Source organism: Streptomyces sp. NTD91 (assembly GCF_059510455.1).
Genome location: NZ_JCAJZW010000038.1, coordinates 14056 through 31880 on the forward strand (window position 1 = coordinate 14056; position 17825 = coordinate 31880).

Consider the following 17825-nt stretch of genomic DNA (forward strand, 5'->3'; position numbering starts at 1 on the left):
GGCGGGTGGCCCGGCCGGTCAGCGGTCGAGCCACTTCACCTCGTACGGCCCCATGTCGAACCGCTTGCCGTCGACCTGCGCGCTGCGCGTCCGGTTCAGGGTGTTGACCACGAGCACGGTCCCGGACGTGGCCAGGACCCGGACGTCGGGCACCTCGTCTGCGGCGATCCGCACCGTCTCGTACCGGGTGCCGGGCGGGAAGGCCCTGGCGAACCGGGACAGCAGATCGAACATGGGCAGAGCAGTGCCGCCGCCCGCGCTGTCGGTGGGTGTCCACAGGCAGCCGGCGCAACCGGAGCCCGTCTTCTTCTCCGGGTTCCAGTAGAAGCCGGAGTCGGCACCGCCCTTGACCATGGCGATCATCCCGGCGGCCTGCACGGCGACGCGGTGCGGCTCGGACCAGCCCTTGCGGTCGTCGTTCCCGTCGGCGGGCTCCACGTAGTACTCGGCCCACCACAGCGGCAGGTCGTGGGTCTGCTGCCGTACCCACGCACTGACGGCCGTGAGCTTGTCGGTGGCCCGGAACTCGTCGGGGAGCAGGTCGTCGTCGTTGGTGTAGCTCGAGCCGTCGACCACGGTGAAGTCGGCACCGGCCTTGTGCGCGTTCCAGTAGGAGAAGGCGTCGAGGACGCGCTGGTCCATGGCGCCCCAGGGTCCCTTCAGCGCGGTGGAGGCGTTCTGGTCACGCGGGTCGAGGCTGTCCATCACCAGGTACGGGCCGCCGACCATGATGTCCTTGTCGACCTTCTTCAGCGCCTCGAAGACGAGGTTGTACATCCGGGTGTAACCCTCGTAGTCCCAGCGGGCCTCGGCGTCGTTCCAGAAGCCCTTGAACTCGTTCCAGACGAGGAAGTGCCGCACGTCCGGATAGCGCCGGGCGACGGTGGCGGCGAGGTCGGCGAAGTCCTGGTAGTGGTCGGGGGTGGGCGCCGTCTCCAGCGCCGCCTGGCTCCAGTTCGTGTTGTCGACGCCTGGCTTGCCGCCCTTCATCCAGTCCGGTGAGCAGCACAGGGTGATGACGGGGATGCCGCCGGAGGCGCGGATGAAGTCGACACGGCGGTCCAGCGCGCCGAAGTCGTAGTGCCCCTTGACCGGTTCGGGGTTGTCGGCGCCCCAGCCCATGATGGCCTGGTTCTGCGCCAGCCCGCCTTTCTTCCCCAGCAGTTTCTCCACGCGTCCGGTGGCCGCGCCGGCGCCTTCGTCGGCGCTGTACTGAGTGTGGGTGAATCCCCAGCCGACGTACGGCTCGGGTTTCGCGCCGGGGCTCGCCGGAGTGCCGTGCACCTTGTCGCCGGCGCGGGTGGTGCCGGCCGTGCTGGGGCCGCCGGCCAGCGTGCCGAACAGGGTCACCGCCAGGGCGAGCACGGCGGCGCCCACACCGAGCAGGGCGGAGAGCCGCCACCGCCGAGCATCCGAATCCCACCCATGACGTCCCATCGGGGACAACAGTAACGGCGGAGGCCGGACCTCCGGCGGGGATTGCGCCCCAAAGGGGCGCGCGGCTGTTTCGATGTGCGGCTCCGCCGCGCCGGCGCCCCGGGTGCGACTCAGGTCGAGGACTTGGGGGGAAGCGACCGGCCCCGGGGACTGCCCGCGGCCGGCGAACCACCCTTCCCCCCGAGCCGAAATGTCGTGCGCGGAGCGCACCCGTGCCGGATCATGGCCGCATGTCTGCGAACCCACACGACGCTCTGCCGATCCGGCTCAACGTCGACGACTCCGACTCGCCCTCCGACGTCGTCGACGCGCTGTTCCTCGGCCGCTTCGCGACGGGCGAGCAGCCGTACTCGCACGCGGCGAACATCGACCGCGTCCGCTCCGGCGCGACCCTGCTGCCCGACGGCGCCCGGGTGCTCAGGGTCGCCCGCGACGACGACCGCAGCGCCACCCTCGCCGAGGGCGACGGCTGGACCCTGCTGGTCTCCCGCTGGAGCCGCGGCGCGGACGTCACCGTGACCGCGACCAGCGCGGAACTCGCTCAGAAGGTCCTCGACCAGGCCACGGACGGCGCCGCCGACGAGCCCGAACCCCAGCCCGAGAACGTGACGATGGGCTTCTGGTACGTCTCCCCCCGGCGCGGCCCGCACCGCACCACCCGGCAGATCTCCGCGGGCACCTGGGACGAGGTCCGGTCCAACTACACGGCGCCGGTGGCGCAGGCGATGGACCGCCTGATGCGGACGACCCCCGAGGACATCGCGGGCCGGCTGCTCCTGCTCCACGGCCCGCCCGGCACCGGCAAGACCTCCGCGCTGCGCACGCTGGCCCGCTCCTGGCGCGACTGGTGCCAGGTCGACTGCGTCCTGGACCCGGAGCGGCTGTTCAGCGACGTCGGCTATCTGATGGACATCGCGATCGGCGAGGAGGACGGCGCGGGCAAGGGCCGCTGGCGGCTCCTGCTGCTGGAGGACTGCGACGAGCTGATCCGCGGCGAGGCCAAGCACACCGCGGGCCAGGCGCTGTCCCGGCTGCTGAACCTCACCGACGGCCTGCTCGGCCAGGGCCGCAACGTCCTGGTCGGCGTCACCACCAACGAGGACCTGGAGCGGCTGCACCCGGCCGTGGTCCGCCCGGGCCGCTGCCTGGCCCGCATCGAGGTGGGCCCGCTGACCCGCCGCGAGGCGGTGGAGTGGCTCGGCGGCGAGGAGGGCGTCGGGCGGGACGGGGCGACGCTGGCCGAGTTGTACGCGCTGCGCCGGGGCACGGCGCCGACCTCGGTGCCGGGGGCGCGTGACGGCGCGGACGCGGGCCTGTACCTGTAGTGCTTTGATGGTGCTGTGACCTTGTTCGTCGGCACCTCCGGGTGGCAGTACAAGGACTGGCGGGATGTCGTCTATCCGGCCGGGGTCCCGGCGCGGCTGTGGCTGGAGGAGTACACGCGCCTCTTCGCGACGGTGGAGATCAACAACGCCTTCTACCGGCTGCCGTCCCGCGAGAACTTCGCGGCGTGGCGGGAGCGGGTGCCGGAGGACTTCGTGGTCGCGGTCAAGGCGAGCCGCTTCCTCACCCACATCAAGCGGCTGAAGGAGCCACAGGAGCCGGTACACCGCCTGATGAACCACGCGGCGGGCCTCGGGGACCGCCTGGGCCCCGTGCTCCTCCAGCTCCCGCCGACCCTGCGCGCGGACCCGGCCCTGCTGGACGCCTGCCTTGCCTGCTTCCCGTCGGGTACGCGGGTCGCGGTCGAGCCGCGCCACGAGTCCTGGTGGACACCCGAGGTGCGCGAGGTCCTGTCGGCCCGGGGAGCGGCCCTGTGCTGGGCGGACGTCCTGGCCCGCCCGGTCACACCGCTGTGGCGCACCGCCGACTGGGGTTACGTCCGCTTCCACCAGGGCCGCGCCCAGCCCTGGCCCCGCTACGGCAAGCGGTCCCTGGAGACGTGGGCCGACCGCATCGCGACGTCGTGGGAGCAGGGACAGGACGTGTACGCCTACTTCAACAACGACCCGGGCGGCGCGGCGGTGCGGGACGCGGTGACGTTCGGGAGAGCGGCGGCGAGGGCGGGCCTGACGGTCACCCGCCTTCCGGAACTCGCACACCACCGGTGATCGTTCGCCACCGGACGTCGGGGCCGCCGCCCCACGCACGACCGCCGAGTCACCTCCGCCGCCCCCGCACGGCCTCCAGGCCTCTCCCGTTCTGCGCCGCAACGGCGACCGGCGACGACGGCGCCGGCGGAGCCCCACGCCCTCAAGGCAGTGGGGGAGCCGCCGAGCCTGACCGGCTCAGCCCACCGGCCCCCGAAGGCACACTCGGCTTCGAACCCCTACCGGCCGTGTACCGCCCTACTCCCCGTATGCCGCCCGCAGGGCATCCCGCACCGCGGCCAACGCATCCGGCTCCCCCAGCCCCAGCCGCCGTACCCGCTCCGCGTACGCCTGAGCCGCGGCGGCAGCCTCCCGCTCCGCGGCCGAGCCGGCAGCAGCCACGAACGTGCCGTTGCGCCCCCGCGTCTCGATCACCCCGTCGCCCTCGAGCGCCCGGTACGCCTTGGCGACCGTGTTCACCGCGAGGCCCAGGGACTCGGCCAGCCCGCGCACGGTCGGCAGCCGGTATCCCACCGGCAGCGCCCCGGACCGCGCCTGCTCGGAAATCTGCGCCCGCACCTGCTCGTACGGGGGCGCGCTGTCATCGATGCGGATCTTCAGGCTCACGGGCCGATTGTCCCGTACCCGGCGGAAAATGAGAGGCATCCCCGGCACACGGCCCCGTACGGTGCCTCACCATGACAGTGATCGTGCGCGGTCTTCGCCCCGACGCCCAGGCCGACACCGAGGGCTTCGCCCGGGTCCGCCGTCTGGCTCTGCCCTACATCCTGTACACCTCGGACTCGGTCCGCCACAACGCCGCCCACATGCCGCCCGACGCCCGCTACCGCCCGCTGGTCGCGGAGGAGGACGGCGAAGTGATCGGCACCGCGCAGGTCCACCTGGCCCACGACAGCACCGACCCGGGCCAGGGCCTGCTGAACGTCTACGTCCGGCCGGACCGGACGGGTCGCGGCGCCGGCGGACTGCTGCTGCGGGCGGCCGAGGAGCACCTCGCCGCCCAGGGAGCGACCAGACTGCTCGCCTGGGTCCTCGACGAGCCGGCCAACCGCGCCTTCGCGGAACGGCACGGCTATCACGCCAGCCGGTCCGCCCACTTCCTCCGCCTCGATCTGGCGGGCGCCGCCCTCCCTCCGCTGCCCCCGATCCCGCCGGACGTGGAACTGCGCGCCGCCGCGGACTTCGCGGACGACCCGCGCCCGCTGTTCGCCCTGGACGCGGAGACGATGCTGGACGAACCGGGCGACGTGGATGTCGAATACACGGACTACGCCGCCTGGGTCGAGCAGCACTGGAAGCATCCGCTGCTGAACCGCGAGCTGACGGTGGCCGCGTGTGTCGACGGCCGTCCGGTCGCCTTCAGCGTGGTCCACACCGACGGCCCCCTCCCCCATGCTCGAACACGCTCGCGCGGGGAGACCCTCATGTCCACCGCGATGACCGGCACCGCCCGCGCCCACCGCGGCCGTGGCCTGGCCAAGCTCGCCAAGCTCCACTCGCTGTACCGGGCCCGCGCCGCCGGTCTCACCGAGGCCTTCACGGGCAACGACGCGGGCAACGAACCCATGATCGCGATCAACAAGTGGCTCGGCTACGAGATCTGTGCCACGGAGGTGCGCTATGTCCGTGAACTCGGGTGAACCGGCGAACCGGTTGGAGGTCGTCCTGGTCAAGGGGGGCCGGACGAAGATCCGTTACCCGGCGGAGCTGCTTCAGGACGACGGCACCCGCATCGCCGTACGCGCCCCCTGGGCCGGTTCCGGCGTCCGCGACTTCGGCTTCGTCCGCTTCGAGCCGGGCGACCTGTTCACCGAGTACTACTGGCGGAACCGGTGGTACTCGGTGAAGGAGGTGCGCGCCTTCGACGGCACCGTGAAGGGCTGGTACTGCGACGTCACCCGTCCGGCGGTCCGCGCCGGCGGTGAGCTGGTCGTGGAGGATCTCGACCTGGACCTGTGGCGCTCCGCCGACGGCACGGACGTACGGCGTCTCGACGAGGACGAGTTCGCCCAGAGCGGTCTGACGCGGACGGATCCGCAGGCCGCGGCCGCCGCCGTGGCCGCCCTCGACGAACTGGAGACGCTGGCCCGGACCGTCGGCTTCGACCACCTGCTCGACTGACTCCAGAGCCGGCAGAGGGCTCGGAACGCCACCTCACACCATCGCCACCACCGCATACCGTTCGTCCTCCACCTCCTTGCCCCACAACAAGGAGTCATCGGTCAGTCGCTCCATGCGGACGTCCGCGTCGAGCGGTGCCAGGAGGGCGGTGAGCCGGCCTGCGGGGAGGCCCACGGGGTGCGCCGTGCCCCAGACGCCCTCGACCAGGACGAAGCGGCCTCGGGGGCGCAGCAGGTCGCGCCAGTGCCGCAGCACCCGGTCGGGCCGGGGCAGGGTCCACAGGACGTGCCGTACGAGGACGACGTCGAAGCGCTGCTCCCCCACCGGCGGGGCCGAGGCCTGACCGTGCAGGACGACGGCGTCGCGGCCGGCGAGCTTGGCGCGGGCCCGCTCCACCATCGCCGGTGACGCGTCGACGCCCGTCACCCGGTGTCCCTGTTCGGCCGCGAGGAGCGACAGGCTGCCGGTGCCGCAGCCGAGGTCGAGGACGTCGGCAGGGTGCTCGGGCAGCCAGGAGCGGAGCCGTGCCGCCCAGGCCGCGCGGACCCCGGGGTCGCGCAGGCCGTGGTCCGGCTCCTCGTCGAAGGCCGCGGCCTCCGCGTCCCAGTCGACCTCGGGGGCACCCTGCGCATCCGTGTCTCCCTGCGAATTCGTCATGCTCACAGAGTGACACCCGCCACTGACAATCCGGCTCCGATGAGGAACTCTCGCCGAAAGCGTCTATCACCGTGACAACACGGAAACCCGGTAGACGCTGAAGGAGGCCGCCATGCGCCGCACAACAGTGCACAAGCCCCTGAAGAAGGCGGACAGCCGCCGCGTCCGCGACGAGGCCGAGGAACGCCCCGTGGGACGCCCCGAGGTGCGCAAGGACATCGCCCGCACCTGGTGGCCCGACAGTTGAGCCGACCGGACGGCAGGGGCCGTCAGTGCAGCCGCTTGCGGTAGTGGATCCGGTCGTAGGGTCCCTCGACACGGCGTTCCACGACCTCGTATCCGTACTTCGGATAGATCTTCTGGTTCTCCCACATCAACGCGTTCGTGTAGAGCCTGATCTCGCCGAGGCCCAGTTCACGCGCGTGTGCGTCGACGAAGCGCAGCAGGCGGCGTCCGACGCCGGTGCCGTGGGTGTCGGGGTGGACGGCGATGCTGTCCAGGAAGAGGTGGGCGGCGCACGCCTCGACCACGACCAGCCCGTGGACGGGCTCGCCGGTGACGAACACCCTGCCGGCGGCCACGTTCGCGGCGTGGTGCGCCTCCATGGGCTGCGGCACCACGCCCATGCGCTCGATGTAGGGCCGGTAGGCCGCGTCCGTCACGGCCTTGACGGCCGGCACATCGGCGGCGACGGCCGCCCGGACGCGCTCCGTGTTCTCGATCATGGGCGCACGCTACCTACCTGAGCGCAGCCTGAGCACCCCCTTAACGCCACCATAAGGATCTCCTCCATCCGCCTCCGGCAGGTGATTCCCCGGTTTCCCGAGGCTAGTTTCGGATGCGCCCCCCACGGGTTCCCGTCCCCGCCGTCGGACCGTCCGCCGAGGAGTTCCGCATGCCCGCAAGCGCCCGCCGTACGCCCGCTCGTGCCCGTCGCGGCGCCGCCGTCGCCGCCGTGCTCGGGCCACTGCCCCTCGCGCTGACCGCGCTCGCCGCCGCCCCGGCGTCCGCGCACGGTTCGATGGGCGACCCGGTCAGCCGGGTCGCGCTGTGCTACGCGGAGGGTCCACAGAGCCCGAGGTCGGCCGCGTGCAGGGCGGCGGTGGCGGCCGGCGGCACCCAGGCGCTGTACGACTGGAACGGCGTCCGGATCGGCGACGCCGCCGGACAGCACCGGAAGCTGATCCCGGACGGCAGGTTGTGCAGCGCCGACAACGACGAGTTCAAGGGCCTCGACCTGGCCCGCGCCGACTGGCCGGCGACGCGCGTGCACAGCGGGTCGTACACGTTCAGGTACCGGGTGACGGCCCCGCACAAGGGGACCTTCACGGTCTACCTGACCAAGGCCGGTTACGACCCCGCCAGACCGCTGGCCTGGTCCGAGCTGGATCTGGAGCATCCGGTGGCGACGGCCACCGACCCGGTCGCCTCGGGCGGTTTCTACACGTTCTCCGGCACCCTGCCCGAACGGTCCGGCCGGCAGCTGCTGTACGCGATCTGGCAGCGCTCGGACAGCCCGGAGGCGTTCTACTCCTGTTCCGACGTGGACTTCGGCGGCTCCGGCACGCGGGGCGGCAGCCCCGCCCCGGCCGCCTCCGCGCCCTCCGGCCGGCAGGTCGCGGCCGGTGCCGGCGCGTCGACGATGCGGCACCACGATCACGGTGCCACCAGGGCGGCCGCTCCCGCAGCGCAGCTCTCCGCAGCTCCGAACGGGCCGAGGGCTGCCGGGACTTCGAGCGGCCTCGCACGGACCGGCACCTCCTCCGCCGCCTCGTACCTCGCGGTCGGCGGCGCGGCGGCTCTGGCGCTCGGTTCGGCGGCGCTGTTCCTGTCGGCGCGGCGCGCGGCGGGCGGCGGCCACCGCCGGTGAGGTTCCGGGGCCTGTCCGGCGGCTCAGGCCGGACAGGCCCCGGCGGCGTGTCAGCTGAGTGCCGACGCGCAGGTGGTGGCGGTGGCGTGGGCCGGGTCGAGCGCGTTGGCCACCTCGTGGAAGGCGATGCGGTCGAACAGGCCGATGGCGACGTGCTCGGACAGGTCGAGCGGACACAGGTCCTGGAGCAGGACGTTGTGGACGTCGGAGCCGCTCAGGTACTGGCTCCGCCAGGGCGTGGCCACCTCGTCGTACTTGGTCGCGATGACGGTGTAGTGCACTCCGGGTACGGTGTCGCCGCCCGCGTTGAGTCTGGTGAGGAAGTCGGAGTCGGGGATCTGGTCGGCGAGGCCGGGGGTGGTGGCCTTGATCAGGTCGGAGGCGCCGGGGAAGTACGGCAGCAGGTTGGTGAGGCCGCTCAGCGTGGCACCGTGGTTGTCGGGGGCCAGGCCGACGAGGGCGTTCACCTTGGCGGCTCCGCCGAGGAACTTCAGGTAGTAGCGGGGCATCATGCCGCCCTGGGAGTGCCCGACCAGGTCGGCCTTGGGGGCTCCGGTCGCGGCGAGCACCTTGTCCACGAAGGCCGACAGTTGCGCGGCCGACTTGTCGATGGGGCCGAGGCCGTAGAAGACGGGGACGCCGGCCAGTTGGCCGTAGTCGAGGGAGTAGACGCAGTATCCGCGGCTCTCCAGGTAGGGGGCGAGGGAGAGCCAGTTGTCGACCGAGTTGCCCAGCGTGCCGTGTACCAGGATCACCGGGCGGGGATGGACGGCGGAGGGCTTGCAGGAGAAGTCGTTCCAGCCTGCCCCGCTCCCGGCTGCGCTCGAGCGGGGGGTCCGCCACGAGGCGGCGGTGGCGGTGGCGGCGGGAACGGTGGCGACGGCGGCGGTGAGGAGCAGCGCGGCGAGGGGTCTGAGCACTCGCTTCCAGGGCAGCATCGGGTGATCTCCTTGCGGCTCAAGGGAGGTGGGGGCCTTACCCTGTGATCCGGATCACGAGGATGCTGTTCACTTGTCAAGTTACGGGCGAGTAGGGCACGCGTGAAGTTACGCGTCAGTAAAAAACTTCCCGTGACAACCGGAGCACCACCGCACGCCGACGGTCCGTCACCAGGCAGGCCTGACCGGACCATAGGGAGCGATCCGCGCCAAACGCTCGCCCAACACGCGTACTTCACCCTCGCCCAGCAGTTCGGCCCATTCCCCCACGACCTCGGCCGCCGCCTCCTCCGCCGCCCGGGTGCAGGCCCAGCCGCGCCCGGTCAGCACGATCAGCCGGGCCCGGGCGTCCTCCGGGTGCGACCGCCGCTCGGCGTACCCCTTGCGCACCACTTCGTCCACCAACTGGCTCGCGGCCTGCTTGGTCACCCCCAGGTGCGTCGCGAGGTCGGTGACGGTGGCGCCGTCCGGGGCCAGCCGCGCGAAGGCGAAGCCGTGGGCCGGCCGCAGGTCGGCGAATCCGCGCGCCACGACCCCGTCATGGATGCGCCGGGTGAGGTCACCGGCGACGGCGAGGAGGGCGGCGGTCAGGGCCATGGCTTCGGAGTTCTGCACGGAGGCATTGAAACACCCTTGACGCGTTGGTCAAGTGCCTTGACCATATAGTCAAGCTGCTTGACTACTTGAACGGAGATCACAGCCATGCCCCTCGTCCGCTCGTCCGAGGCCACCACCCATGAGATCCACGGCGCCCGCTTCGTCTCGTACGCCACCCCGCTCACCGGCAGCAGGGAGCTGTGCGCCTGGCGCGGGGAGATCCCGCCGGGAACGAAGGCTCCCGCTCACACCGTCAACCGGGAGGAGATCTTCCATCTGCTCGTCGGCGAACTGCTGATCACCCTCGACGGCCGTACCGAACGCGTCGGCGCGGGCGACACGGTCATCGTCAACGCCGGCGCGACCCTCGCCGTGGAGAACCCGACCGATCACACCGCGCTGTCCTGGGTCACCACCTCCATCGGCCTGGAGGCGGAGCTGGTCGACGGCACCCGTATTACGCCGCCCTGGGCCAATTGACCGGCATGGAGCCGCCGCCACCGCCCAGCGCCCCGGGCATCACGGCCCTGGGCCCGAACCTGGCCCGTGCGCGGTCCGCGACCTCCTCGACCCGGCGGACCTTCTCGTCCACGGGGTCGAAGGTGAGCTGGTAGGAGGCCTGGTCGGCGGGGGCCAGTCCCTCGGCGCGCAGGGCGAGCGCGCGGACCCGGGCGCGCTGCAGGCCGAGCCCCTCGTACATGCCGTAGGCCGCCCTGGTCAGGGCCGCCGAGTGCGCGGTCGGCTCCTTCAGGGTGCGGCTGCGGGTGGTCGAGGACCGGTCGGCGTAGCGGACGGTGAGGGTCAGGGTACGGCAGATCTTCCGCACCGCGCGCAGCCGGGCGCCCAGTTCCTCGGCGGCCGACAGCAGCGCCCTGCGATGCAGATCGGGATTCAACTCGTCGATCTCGAAGGCGCGTTCCGTCGCCAGCGACCGGGACACGGCGTTCGGCACGACCCGTCCCCGGTCGATGCCACTCGCCTTCTCGCGCAGTTCGCGGCCGGCCTTGGCGCCGATCAGCCGCTGGAGCGTGGACAGCGGGGCGGCGGCGACCAGTTCCAGGGTGTCCAGGCCGTACTCGCCCAGGGTGCGGGCGGTCGCCGCACCGACACCGGGCAGCGCGGCGACGGGCTTGTCGGCGAGGAATCCGGCGACGGCGTCCTCGGGCACCGCGCAGGTCACTCCGGGCCGGGCGTCACCCAGCGCGACGCGGGCCAGCATCGGGCCCGGCCCGGCGCCGATCGCGCAGTCGACGCCGTACCGCGCGAGCGCCCGCACGCGGATCACCGAGGCCAGCTCCACCGCACTGCGCCCGAAGTACCGCTCGGCGCCGCGCAGATCGGCCAGCGCCCCGTCCGGGGGCAGCGCCTCGACGACCGGAGTGAAGTCCTCCAGCAGTCCGAGCAGTCCCGGCAGGGCCGCCTCGTACATCGGCGGCAGCTGGAAACGTACGCAGAGAATGGTCATCCCGCACTCCCCGGACTCTGGTGCCACAACTTCCGTACGGCAGCAGGCCCTTGCGAGACCTCCTGCCCCGCGGGCCGCAGGTCGGCCCACGGATGCATCCGGTACCCGGTGGGCAGCTGGATCCGCCGCCCACCGGTCGGATCGCCGCCCGTGCCCTCGGCGACGGGCTCCGCGAGCCGGGCCGCCACCTCCTCGAGACCGCCCTCGGCCCGCAGTTCCACCAGCTCGGCGAGGTTCCAGGCGGCGGAACCCACCACGCTCAGGCTGCGCGGACCGCGCCGCTGCACCACGCCCCTCACCAGCAGCAGCCACGAGTGGAAGACGGTGTGGGCGCAGGCGTCGTGCGAGTCGTCGAAGAACGCCAGGTCGACCAGTCCAGTGCCGTCGTCCAGTGTGGAGAAGATGACCCGCTTGCCGGAGCGGATCGGCGGGGTCTGGGTGGCCGCCTTGGCGCCCGCGACCAGCACGGTCTCGCCGTGCCGCGCCTCGCGCAGCCGGCGCGCGGAGACCACGCCCAGCTCCTGGAGGAACTCCCGGTGGTCGTCCATCAGATTGCGCGAGGCGTCCATGGACAGCACACCCAGCTCGGCGCTGAGCCGCTCCGCCGAGGTCAGATCCGGCAGCCCCGCCGCAGCGGTCTTCCGCCCGCCCGCCAAGGGCAGTTGACCACCGCCGCCGCCCCGGGCGGCCCGGTGCAGCTCGGTCAGGTGCAGTTGCAGATCACGCCGGTTGGCGCCGAAGGCGTCCAGCGCGCCCACCTGGGCGAGCCGTTGCGCCAGCGGCCGGCTCGGCCGGGCCCGCTCCCAGAAGTCCACCAGGGAGGAGTACGGCTGCCCGTCCGCGATCCTCTTCGCCTCGGCCTCGCTGATGCCGTGCACATCGGAGAGGGCGAGTCGCAGCCCCCACACCTCCGATTCAGACACCAGTTCGATCCGATGGGCGACCCCGGAGACATTGACGTCCAACGGCAGGATCGGCACCCCGCGCCGCCGCGCGTCGGCCAGCAGCAGCCGCTTGGGATACATCCCCGGGTCGTGGGTGAGCAGCCCGGCGTAGAAGGCGGCCGGGTGATGGGCCTTCAGCCAGGCCGACTGATACGTGGGCACGGCGAAGGCGACCGCGTGCGCCTTGCAGAATCCGTACGACCCGAAGGCCTCCACGATCTCCCAGGTCCGCCGAATCGTTTCCGCGTCGTATCCTCCGGCCGCGGCCCGCTGTGCGAACCACACCTTGATCCGCCCCTGCGACTCCGGGTCGGACAGCCCCCGCCGCACCCGGTCGGCCTCGCCCCGTCCGCACCCGGTCATGATGGAGACGATGTCGATGACCTGCTCGTGGAAGACGACGACTCCGTACGTCCCCTTCAGCGGCTCCTCCAGATCAGGGTGCGGATACCGCACCGGCGCCCGCCCGTGCCGCGCCTCGATGAACGGCCGCACCATGTCGGCGGCGACGGGCCCGGGCCGGAACAGCGAGATGTCGACGACCAGATCGTGGAAGGTGCTCGGCTGCAGCCGACCCACCAGATCCCGCTGCCCCGGCGACTCGATCTGGAAGCACCCCAGCGTCTCGGTGGACCGGATCAGCCGGTACGTCTCCGGATCCCCCTCCGGCACCGCGTCCAGGTCGATCCGCTCCCCGGTCACCCGCTCCACCTCGGCGACCGCGTGCGCCATGGCGGACTGCATCCGCACGCCCAGCACGTCGAGCTTGAGCAGTCCGAGATCCTCCACGTCCTCCTTGTCGAACTGCGACATGGGCAGCCCTTCACCGCTGGTCGGCACCACCGGCGTACGAGCAAGGAGCGAGGCGTCCGACAACAGCACTCCGCACGGATGCATGGCGACACCCCGGGGCAGGGCGTCGAGCGCCTCGACCAGCTCCCACAGCCTGCCGTACCGCTCCTTCTCCGCCGCGAGCCGCTTCAGCTCGGGCAGTTCCTCGAGCGCGGCGCGCGCGTCCCGGGCCCGGATGTGCGGAAAGGACTTGGCGATACGGTCGATCTCCCCCGGATCCATGGACAGGGCGGCACCCACGTCCCGGATGGCGTGCCGCACCCGGTAGGTCTCCGGCATGGACACGGTCGCCACCCGCTCCTCGCCGAACCGCCGGATGATCGCCCGGTACACCTCCAGCCGGCGGGCGGACTCCACGTCGATGTCGATGTCGGGCAGCACCATGCGCTCCTTGGACAGGAAGCGCTCCATCAGCAGCCCGTGCTCGATCGGATCGGCGTGCGCGATCCCCAGCAGATGGTTGACGAGGGAACCCGCACCGGACCCACGAGCGGCCACCCGGATCCCCATCTGCCGTACGTCATCGACGACTCGAGCGACCGTCAGGAAATAGGAGGCGAACCCGTGATGGGCGATGACGTCCAGCTCGTGGTGCATCCGCTCCCAGTACGCACGCCGCCCGCCGTATCCGAGCCTCATCATCCCCGCCGCCGCCCGCGAGGCGAGCGCCCGCTGGGCGGTGCGACGGCCGGCCCCCACCAGACGCGCCTCGGGAAAGTGAGCGGTCCCGATGCCGAGATCCCCCTCGGGATCGACCCGGCACTCGGCGGCCGTGGCCAGGGTCTGCTCCAGGAGCCGATGAGCGGTGTCACGCCGGTAGCCGGCCGCCTCCACCACCCGCTCGGCGACGTGCAGCATGGCCTGCGCGTCCTTCAGCCAGGCCTCCCCGGAGTCCAGTTCCCCGCGCGGGTCGATCGGCACCAGCCGCCGCGCGGCATCCAGCACGTCGGCGACGGGCCCCGCCCCGGGATCGGCGTACCGGACGGCGTTGCTGAGCACCGGGCGAACCCTCTGCTCTGCGGCGAAGCCGACGGTACGGGCGGCCAGCCGCAGCGAACCGGGCCCCGTACCCTCACGCCCGTGCCAGACGGCCTCCAACCGCAGCGCGTCGCCGTAGATCTCGCGCCACGCCCCGAGCAGCAGCGCGGCCCGGTCCGGCCGCCCCGCCGCGAGGGCCCGCCCCACATCCGACCCGGGCCCGAGCAGCGCCACGAGTCCGTCCCCGTGATTCCCGGACCAGGGCAGCAGCGGAGACCCCTCACCCGCGTGCGCCGCCGTGACGACCCGGCACAGATCGGCCCACCCCCGGCCCCCGTCCCGGGCGAGAAAGGTCACCCGGGGAGCCGACTCGTCCACAAAGGCCCCACCCCGCACCGGTGCCTTCCGCCGCGCCTGCCGTACGGTCTCGGCCTCGCCCACCGCCAGATCCACCCCGAAGACCGGCCGCACCCCCGCCCCGGCGCAGGCCTTGGCGAAGCGGACCGCACCGGCGACGGTGTCGCGATCGGTGAGCGCGAGGACGCCCATCCCCCGCTCCGAGGCACGCTCGGCCAGCCGCTCCGGGTGGGATGCCCCGTACCTCAGGGAGAACCCGGAGACGGTGCGCAGATGCGCGAAGCCCGGCACACGCACCTCCCGCACTCGCACGCCTCTCGAACATCAGTTCCCTGCTTCCACCCCCACCATACCCCCATTCCCGAACATGTGTACGACATCCGCTCGACCGCCTCCCACCTGGGCAAACGCGCCCTCAGGGCAGGTGGGGACATGACACGGCGACGACGACCAAGGGGCCGCCGCAGGCACCCGGACCCACGACCGCACCGCACACACGTGGAGCCCCGCCCCGCACAGCCACGAGGAGGGGCTCCACGAAGCCCACGCCCGAACCGACGTCAGCCGATCTGCGCCCCCGTGGCGGACAACGCGGCGGTCACCGGCTGGAAGAACGTCTCCCCGCCGGAGGTGCAGTCACCGCCGCCCCCGGACGTCAGCCCGATCGCGCTTTCCGAATGACAACAGGGAGCACACAAGGTTGACTTCAGGACGCACGCAGAGAGGCTTGCAGCCCCCTCCCCGACTTGACCGTACGCGGTCACGCCGAGGGAATTCACACAGCAAACACAACACGCACGTGACCCACACCGGACGGCGACGACACCGCCTGGCCGAAATCCAGCACCCCGCCAGAAGCCCCCGCACACCACGAGGGGCCGCGGGGGCTCCAGGAAGCCGGAGTCGGACTCGCTACGGCAGCGTGACGCCGTAGTAGCTCAACGCCTCGGTCACCGGCTGGAAGAACGTCGTACCGCCGGAGGTGCAGTCACCGCTGCCCCCGGACGTCAGCCCGTACGCCACGGTCCCCGCGTACAGCGGACCACCGCTGTCGCCGCCCTCGGCGCACACCGTGGTCTGGATCAGCCCGTGGACGATGTCACCGCTGCCGTAGTTCACGGTGGCGTTCAGCGCGGTGACCCGACCGCTGTGCGTACCGGTGGTGGAACCGCGCCGGTACACGGTCTGCCCCACGGACGGTGTGGCCGCGCTCGTGATGGACTGGCTGCCCACGGCGCTCGGGTGCGAGATCGAGGAGTTGGTGTACCGCACCAGCGCGAAGTCGTTGCCCGGGAAGCTGTAGCCGACGTTGGTGCCGAGCACGGTGGTGTGGCTGGAGTTGCTGTACCAGGTGGACGCCACCTGGCCGCAGTGACCCGCGGTGAGGAAGTAGTACGTGCTGCCGCTGTGCACGTTGAAGCCGAGCGAGCAGCGGTACTGGCCGCCGTAGATGGCGTCGCCGCCGGTGATCAGCTTGTTGAACCTGCCGGGGGTGTGCTTGATCGTGAGCGCGTCCGCGGTCGCGCCGGCCTGCTGCTTGATCTTGGTGATCTCGGCCTTGGACACCGTGCTGTCGACGGTGACGACGACGCGGTTGCTCTTGCTGTCCACCGCCCAGGCCGTACCGGGTATGTCTGCCTTGAGGACGGCGGAGTCGGCCTTGACGAGCTGGGCGGCGCTGAAGGTGTGGGCGTCGCTCGCGTTCGCCGTGGGGGCGGCGAACGCACCCGCGGCCAGCAGTCCGGTGGCCACGGCGATCAGCCGGGTCCGTCTTGCGAGACCGCTGCGGGAAGTGGTGCGCTTGATCCTCACTTGTCGTTCCCTCCCAGGGGAAGTCGGGGGCCCGCGTGGGGTCGGGGCCCGGTGAGGCGCAGCCGGGAGGAGCGGCGGGGTTCCGAACACGTATGCCCCCGACAAGCGCTGAGGGGGAGTATTCGGCCGAACGACCGGTCGCCACAAGAGTGTCTTTCGGCCGTTGGCCTTTAAACCACCTTTACGTGACGACGACCCGCACCTTCCCGAGTCGCCCCCGGCTCTTCGCCTCGCACCTGTCGGCTCAACGCCCGCTCCCCGGCCTCGTTCGCCACCTCGAGCGTGTTGCGGGGCGGCGGGAACGGGCAGAGGACGTGGTCGGCGAAGGCGCGCGGCGGGAGTTGGGCGCGGCCGAGGTCGACGGCCGTACGCTTCCGCGCGTCCGACGCGGCCGGTGGAGGCCCTGCGCGCACCCTTCCCCTCGCGCCGAGCACCCCTTGCCCGCAATTACCCGCAGTCACAACACGAACAGCACTCACAGCACTCACAGCACTCACAGACCTCGCAGCACGACAGGTCGCAGTCGCCGCAGTCGCAGCTGGCGCACGCGCCCTCGCGCCTCTTCCGCGACCAGGGACCCTCGAACTCGTCGGCGCAGCACGCCTTGCAGGTGCAGCACAGGCCGAGGGCGGCCGCGCAGCCGGCCCAGAAGCCGCGCCTGTCCGGGCGTGGCGGCCGCCCCCCGAAGGGGTCGCCGTACGGGGCACCCGGCGCCGGACGGCCCGGCGGCGGTCCGGACGCGGCCTCCGGCGCGTGTCCGCACGCGTGCGTGCCGAAGGCCCGGTCCACGGATCGCGGCAGTTCGTGCACGAGCAGCAGATGGACCAGCCTGGCGTCGGTGAACTCGGCCTCGCGCAGGGCGAGCCGGATGCCGTGCACGGCGTCGTCGGCCAGCCTGCGTGCCTCGGTCCGGGAGGTGCCGGTGGCGGTCAGCGGGTTCCAGGCGCCTGACGCGGCGTCGGTCTCCTGGTCCTCCACGGCGTCCAGCAGGTGCGCGAGCCGACCGAAGAGCCGGCCGGCCTCCGCGAGCGCGGTCGCGTTGCCCGGCTGTCCGGCCAGCACCGCGGTGTGCGCGAAGGCGGCGGCGGTCGCGGTCTCGGTGGGTTCGGTGACCGTCAGGACCGGGGTGCCGTACCCGGCGAGGCTCTCCAGGCCGAGCTGCCGGTCCATGGCCTCGACGAGGACGCCGGTGTCGAAGCCGACCCCGGCGCCGCTGTCGGCTCCGGCCCTGCCCCAGCCGGCGGCGACCCGGCGGGCGGCGGCGGCCACGGGCCTGCGGGCCAGCAGTCCGTCCCGGTCGGCGACATGGTCGCGCACCTTCGCCGAGGCCAGCACCAGCGAGACGGCGGCCGCCAGCCGGGCGCCCTCGCCCTGGGCGACGGATGCGGTGCGCATCCCGCGCAGCGCGCACGGCCCGGCCGTACGGCGGCCGTCGGCGGTCCGTCCGGACTGAGCCTCTGTCAGGACCGAAAGGAGAAGTCCGTCATAGTTCGTCACGATGCGCGCGAACTGTCCGTGGTCGCGGCGCAGGGCGAGGCAGAGCCCGCACAGGTGCGCCATCCACTCGGCCTTCAGACTGTCCCCGAGTCGATGAGCACACGGTCTGACGATTCCGAACACGATGATCCCCCGTGATGTGGTACGACGTCGGCGTTCACCCGTACGCACCGATCATCACCCATCCGC

The 17825-nt window shown here is 72.1% G+C and carries 17 protein-coding genes and 2 pseudogenes; 7 read left to right on the forward strand and 12 right to left on the reverse strand.

From position 1 onward, the window contains the following. Window positions 1-18: 18 nt before the first annotated feature. A complete protein-coding gene (locus AC5WRT_RS29730) occupies window positions 19-1437 on the reverse strand; it encodes a GH39 family glycosyl hydrolase (RefSeq protein ID WP_496097100.1) in 1419 nt (472 codons plus the stop codon). 230 nt (window positions 1438-1667) lie between these two features. Here AC5WRT_RS29730 and AC5WRT_RS29735 point away from each other — a divergent pair, with 230 nt between their 5' ends. Both AC5WRT_RS29735 and AC5WRT_RS29740 read left to right on the forward strand, forming a co-directional pair. Next, entirely contained in the window at window positions 1668-2762 is a 1095-nt protein-coding gene (locus AC5WRT_RS29735) for a DUF5925 domain-containing protein (RefSeq protein WP_496097101.1), read from the forward strand. Between the two features lie 15 nt (window positions 2763-2777). After that, entirely contained in the window at window positions 2778-3548 is a 771-nt protein-coding gene (locus AC5WRT_RS29740) for a DUF72 domain-containing protein (protein WP_496097102.1), read from the forward strand. 237 nt (window positions 3549-3785) lie between these two features. On the opposite strand, the gene AC5WRT_RS29745 is transcribed toward AC5WRT_RS29740, so the two are convergent. After that, window positions 3786-4154 carry a GntR family transcriptional regulator gene (locus AC5WRT_RS29745; RefSeq protein WP_496097103.1) on the reverse strand — a complete coding sequence of 123 codons (369 nt, stop codon included), beginning with the start codon at window positions 4152-4154 and terminating at the stop codon, window positions 3786-3788. A gap of 71 nt (window positions 4155-4225) precedes the next feature. Between AC5WRT_RS29745 and AC5WRT_RS29750 the strand changes: the two genes are divergently transcribed. Together AC5WRT_RS29750 and AC5WRT_RS29755 are read left to right on the forward strand one after the other, a co-directional pair. Further along, the gene (locus AC5WRT_RS29750; RefSeq protein WP_496097104.1) at window positions 4226-5188 is read left to right on the forward strand and encodes a GNAT family N-acetyltransferase; all 963 of its coding nucleotides are present in this window, start codon (window positions 4226-4228) and stop codon (window positions 5186-5188) included. Continuing rightward, window positions 5169-5669: a ribonuclease FAU-1 family protein gene (locus AC5WRT_RS29755; RefSeq protein ID WP_496097105.1), complete on the forward strand. Its 501-nt coding sequence runs from the start codon at window positions 5169-5171 to the stop codon at window positions 5667-5669. The genes AC5WRT_RS29750 and AC5WRT_RS29755 overlap by 20 nt, the downstream gene beginning before the upstream one ends. Before the next feature lie 33 nt (window positions 5670-5702). Here AC5WRT_RS29755 and AC5WRT_RS29760 read toward each other — a convergent pair whose 3' ends face one another. Beyond that, complete coding sequence (locus tag AC5WRT_RS29760; protein ID WP_496097106.1) at window positions 5703-6326, reverse strand: class I SAM-dependent methyltransferase; 624 nt, start codon at window positions 6324-6326, stop codon at window positions 5703-5705. Window positions 6327-6438: 112 nt separating this feature from the next. Here AC5WRT_RS29760 and AC5WRT_RS29765 point away from each other — a divergent pair, with 112 nt between their 5' ends. Then, entirely contained in the window at window positions 6439-6573 is a 135-nt protein-coding gene (locus AC5WRT_RS29765; RefSeq protein ID WP_496097107.1) for a hypothetical protein, read from the forward strand. 22 nt (window positions 6574-6595) lie between these two features. Here the strand turns inward: AC5WRT_RS29765 and AC5WRT_RS29770 are convergent, their stop codons facing one another. Beyond that, window positions 6596-7051, reverse strand: a complete 456-nt coding sequence (locus tag AC5WRT_RS29770) for a GNAT family N-acetyltransferase (protein ID WP_496097108.1) — start codon at window positions 7049-7051, stop codon at window positions 6596-6598. Between the two features lie 170 nt (window positions 7052-7221). On the opposite strand from AC5WRT_RS29770, the gene AC5WRT_RS29775 reads away from it, so the two are divergent. Further along, window positions 7222-8196: a lytic polysaccharide monooxygenase auxiliary activity family 9 protein gene (locus AC5WRT_RS29775; RefSeq protein WP_496097109.1), complete on the forward strand. Its 975-nt coding sequence runs from the start codon at window positions 7222-7224 to the stop codon at window positions 8194-8196. A gap of 50 nt (window positions 8197-8246) precedes the next feature. Here the strand turns inward: AC5WRT_RS29775 and AC5WRT_RS29780 are convergent, their stop codons facing one another. Together AC5WRT_RS29780 and AC5WRT_RS29785 are read right to left on the reverse strand one after the other, a co-directional pair. After that, window positions 8247-9134: an esterase/lipase family protein gene (locus AC5WRT_RS29780; RefSeq protein ID WP_496097110.1), complete on the reverse strand. Its 888-nt coding sequence runs from the start codon at window positions 9132-9134 to the stop codon at window positions 8247-8249. 168 nt (window positions 9135-9302) lie between these two features. Next, the gene (locus AC5WRT_RS29785; RefSeq protein WP_496097111.1) at window positions 9303-9749 is read right to left on the reverse strand and encodes a MarR family winged helix-turn-helix transcriptional regulator; all 447 of its coding nucleotides are present in this window, start codon (window positions 9747-9749) and stop codon (window positions 9303-9305) included. Window positions 9750-9836: 87 nt separating this feature from the next. Here AC5WRT_RS29785 and AC5WRT_RS29790 point away from each other — a divergent pair, with 87 nt between their 5' ends. Continuing rightward, on the forward strand, window positions 9837-10211 hold the full coding sequence (locus AC5WRT_RS29790) for a cupin domain-containing protein (protein ID WP_496097112.1): 375 nt from the start codon (window positions 9837-9839) through the stop codon (window positions 10209-10211). Here AC5WRT_RS29790 and AC5WRT_RS29795 read toward each other — a convergent pair. The 6 genes and pseudogenes from AC5WRT_RS29795 to AC5WRT_RS29820 all read right to left on the reverse strand — a co-directional run bounded on the left by AC5WRT_RS29795 (window position 10189) and on the right by AC5WRT_RS29820 (window position 17759). Continuing rightward, window positions 10189-11196, reverse strand: coding sequence for a DNA polymerase Y family protein (locus AC5WRT_RS29795; RefSeq protein WP_496097113.1), 1008 nt, complete (start codon window positions 11194-11196; stop codon window positions 10189-10191). The two genes, AC5WRT_RS29790 and AC5WRT_RS29795, sit on opposite strands and share 23 nt — an antisense overlap. Continuing rightward, entirely contained in the window at window positions 11193-14618 is a 3426-nt protein-coding gene (locus AC5WRT_RS29800) for a DNA polymerase III subunit alpha (protein WP_496097155.1), read from the reverse strand. Before AC5WRT_RS29800 ends, AC5WRT_RS29795 begins: the two co-directional genes overlap by 4 nt. Before the next feature lie 269 nt (window positions 14619-14887). Next, a pseudogene (locus AC5WRT_RS29805) lies at window positions 14888-14998 on the reverse strand (S1 family peptidase); the annotation flags it as partial. 241 nt (window positions 14999-15239) lie between these two features. After that, a complete protein-coding gene (locus AC5WRT_RS29810) occupies window positions 15240-16139 on the reverse strand; it encodes a S1 family peptidase (protein WP_496097114.1) in 900 nt (299 codons plus the stop codon). A 170-nt stretch (window positions 16140-16309) separates the two neighbouring features. Beyond that, a pseudogene (locus tag AC5WRT_RS29815) lies at window positions 16310-16534 on the reverse strand (DUF1684 domain-containing protein); the annotation flags it as partial. A gap of 52 nt (window positions 16535-16586) precedes the next feature. After that, the gene (locus AC5WRT_RS29820; protein WP_496097116.1) at window positions 16587-17759 is read right to left on the reverse strand and encodes a DUF5685 family protein; all 1173 of its coding nucleotides are present in this window, start codon (window positions 17757-17759) and stop codon (window positions 16587-16589) included. Window positions 17760-17825: the final 66 nt, after the last annotated feature.

Excerpts from the sequence above, each read along its gene's own strand:
- AC5WRT_RS29730 (WP_496097100.1), bottom strand. The coding sequence starts at position 1,437 with ATGGGACGTCATGGGTGGGATTCGGATGCTCGGCGGTGGCGGCTCTCC.
- AC5WRT_RS29735 (WP_496097101.1), top strand. The coding sequence starts at position 1,668 with ATGTCTGCGAACCCACACGACGCTCTGCCGATCCGGCTCAACGTCGAC.
- AC5WRT_RS29750 (WP_496097104.1), top strand. The coding sequence starts at position 4,226 with ATGACAGTGATCGTGCGCGGTCTTCGCCCCGACGCCCAGGCCGACACC.
- AC5WRT_RS29755 (WP_496097105.1), top strand. The coding sequence starts at position 5,169 with ATGTCCGTGAACTCGGGTGAACCGGCGAACCGGTTGGAGGTCGTCCTG.
- AC5WRT_RS29760 (WP_496097106.1), bottom strand. The coding sequence starts at position 6,326 with ATGACGAATTCGCAGGGAGACACGGATGCGCAGGGTGCCCCCGAGGTC.
- AC5WRT_RS29765 (WP_496097107.1), top strand. The coding sequence starts at position 6,439 with ATGCGCCGCACAACAGTGCACAAGCCCCTGAAGAAGGCGGACAGCCGC.
- AC5WRT_RS29770 (WP_496097108.1), bottom strand. The coding sequence starts at position 7,051 with ATGATCGAGAACACGGAGCGCGTCCGGGCGGCCGTCGCCGCCGATGTG.
- AC5WRT_RS29775 (WP_496097109.1), top strand. The coding sequence starts at position 7,222 with ATGCCCGCAAGCGCCCGCCGTACGCCCGCTCGTGCCCGTCGCGGCGCC.
- AC5WRT_RS29780 (WP_496097110.1), bottom strand. The coding sequence starts at position 9,134 with ATGCTGCCCTGGAAGCGAGTGCTCAGACCCCTCGCCGCGCTGCTCCTC.
- AC5WRT_RS29790 (WP_496097112.1), top strand. The coding sequence starts at position 9,837 with ATGCCCCTCGTCCGCTCGTCCGAGGCCACCACCCATGAGATCCACGGC.
- AC5WRT_RS29795 (WP_496097113.1), bottom strand. The coding sequence starts at position 11,196 with ATGACCATTCTCTGCGTACGTTTCCAGCTGCCGCCGATGTACGAGGCG.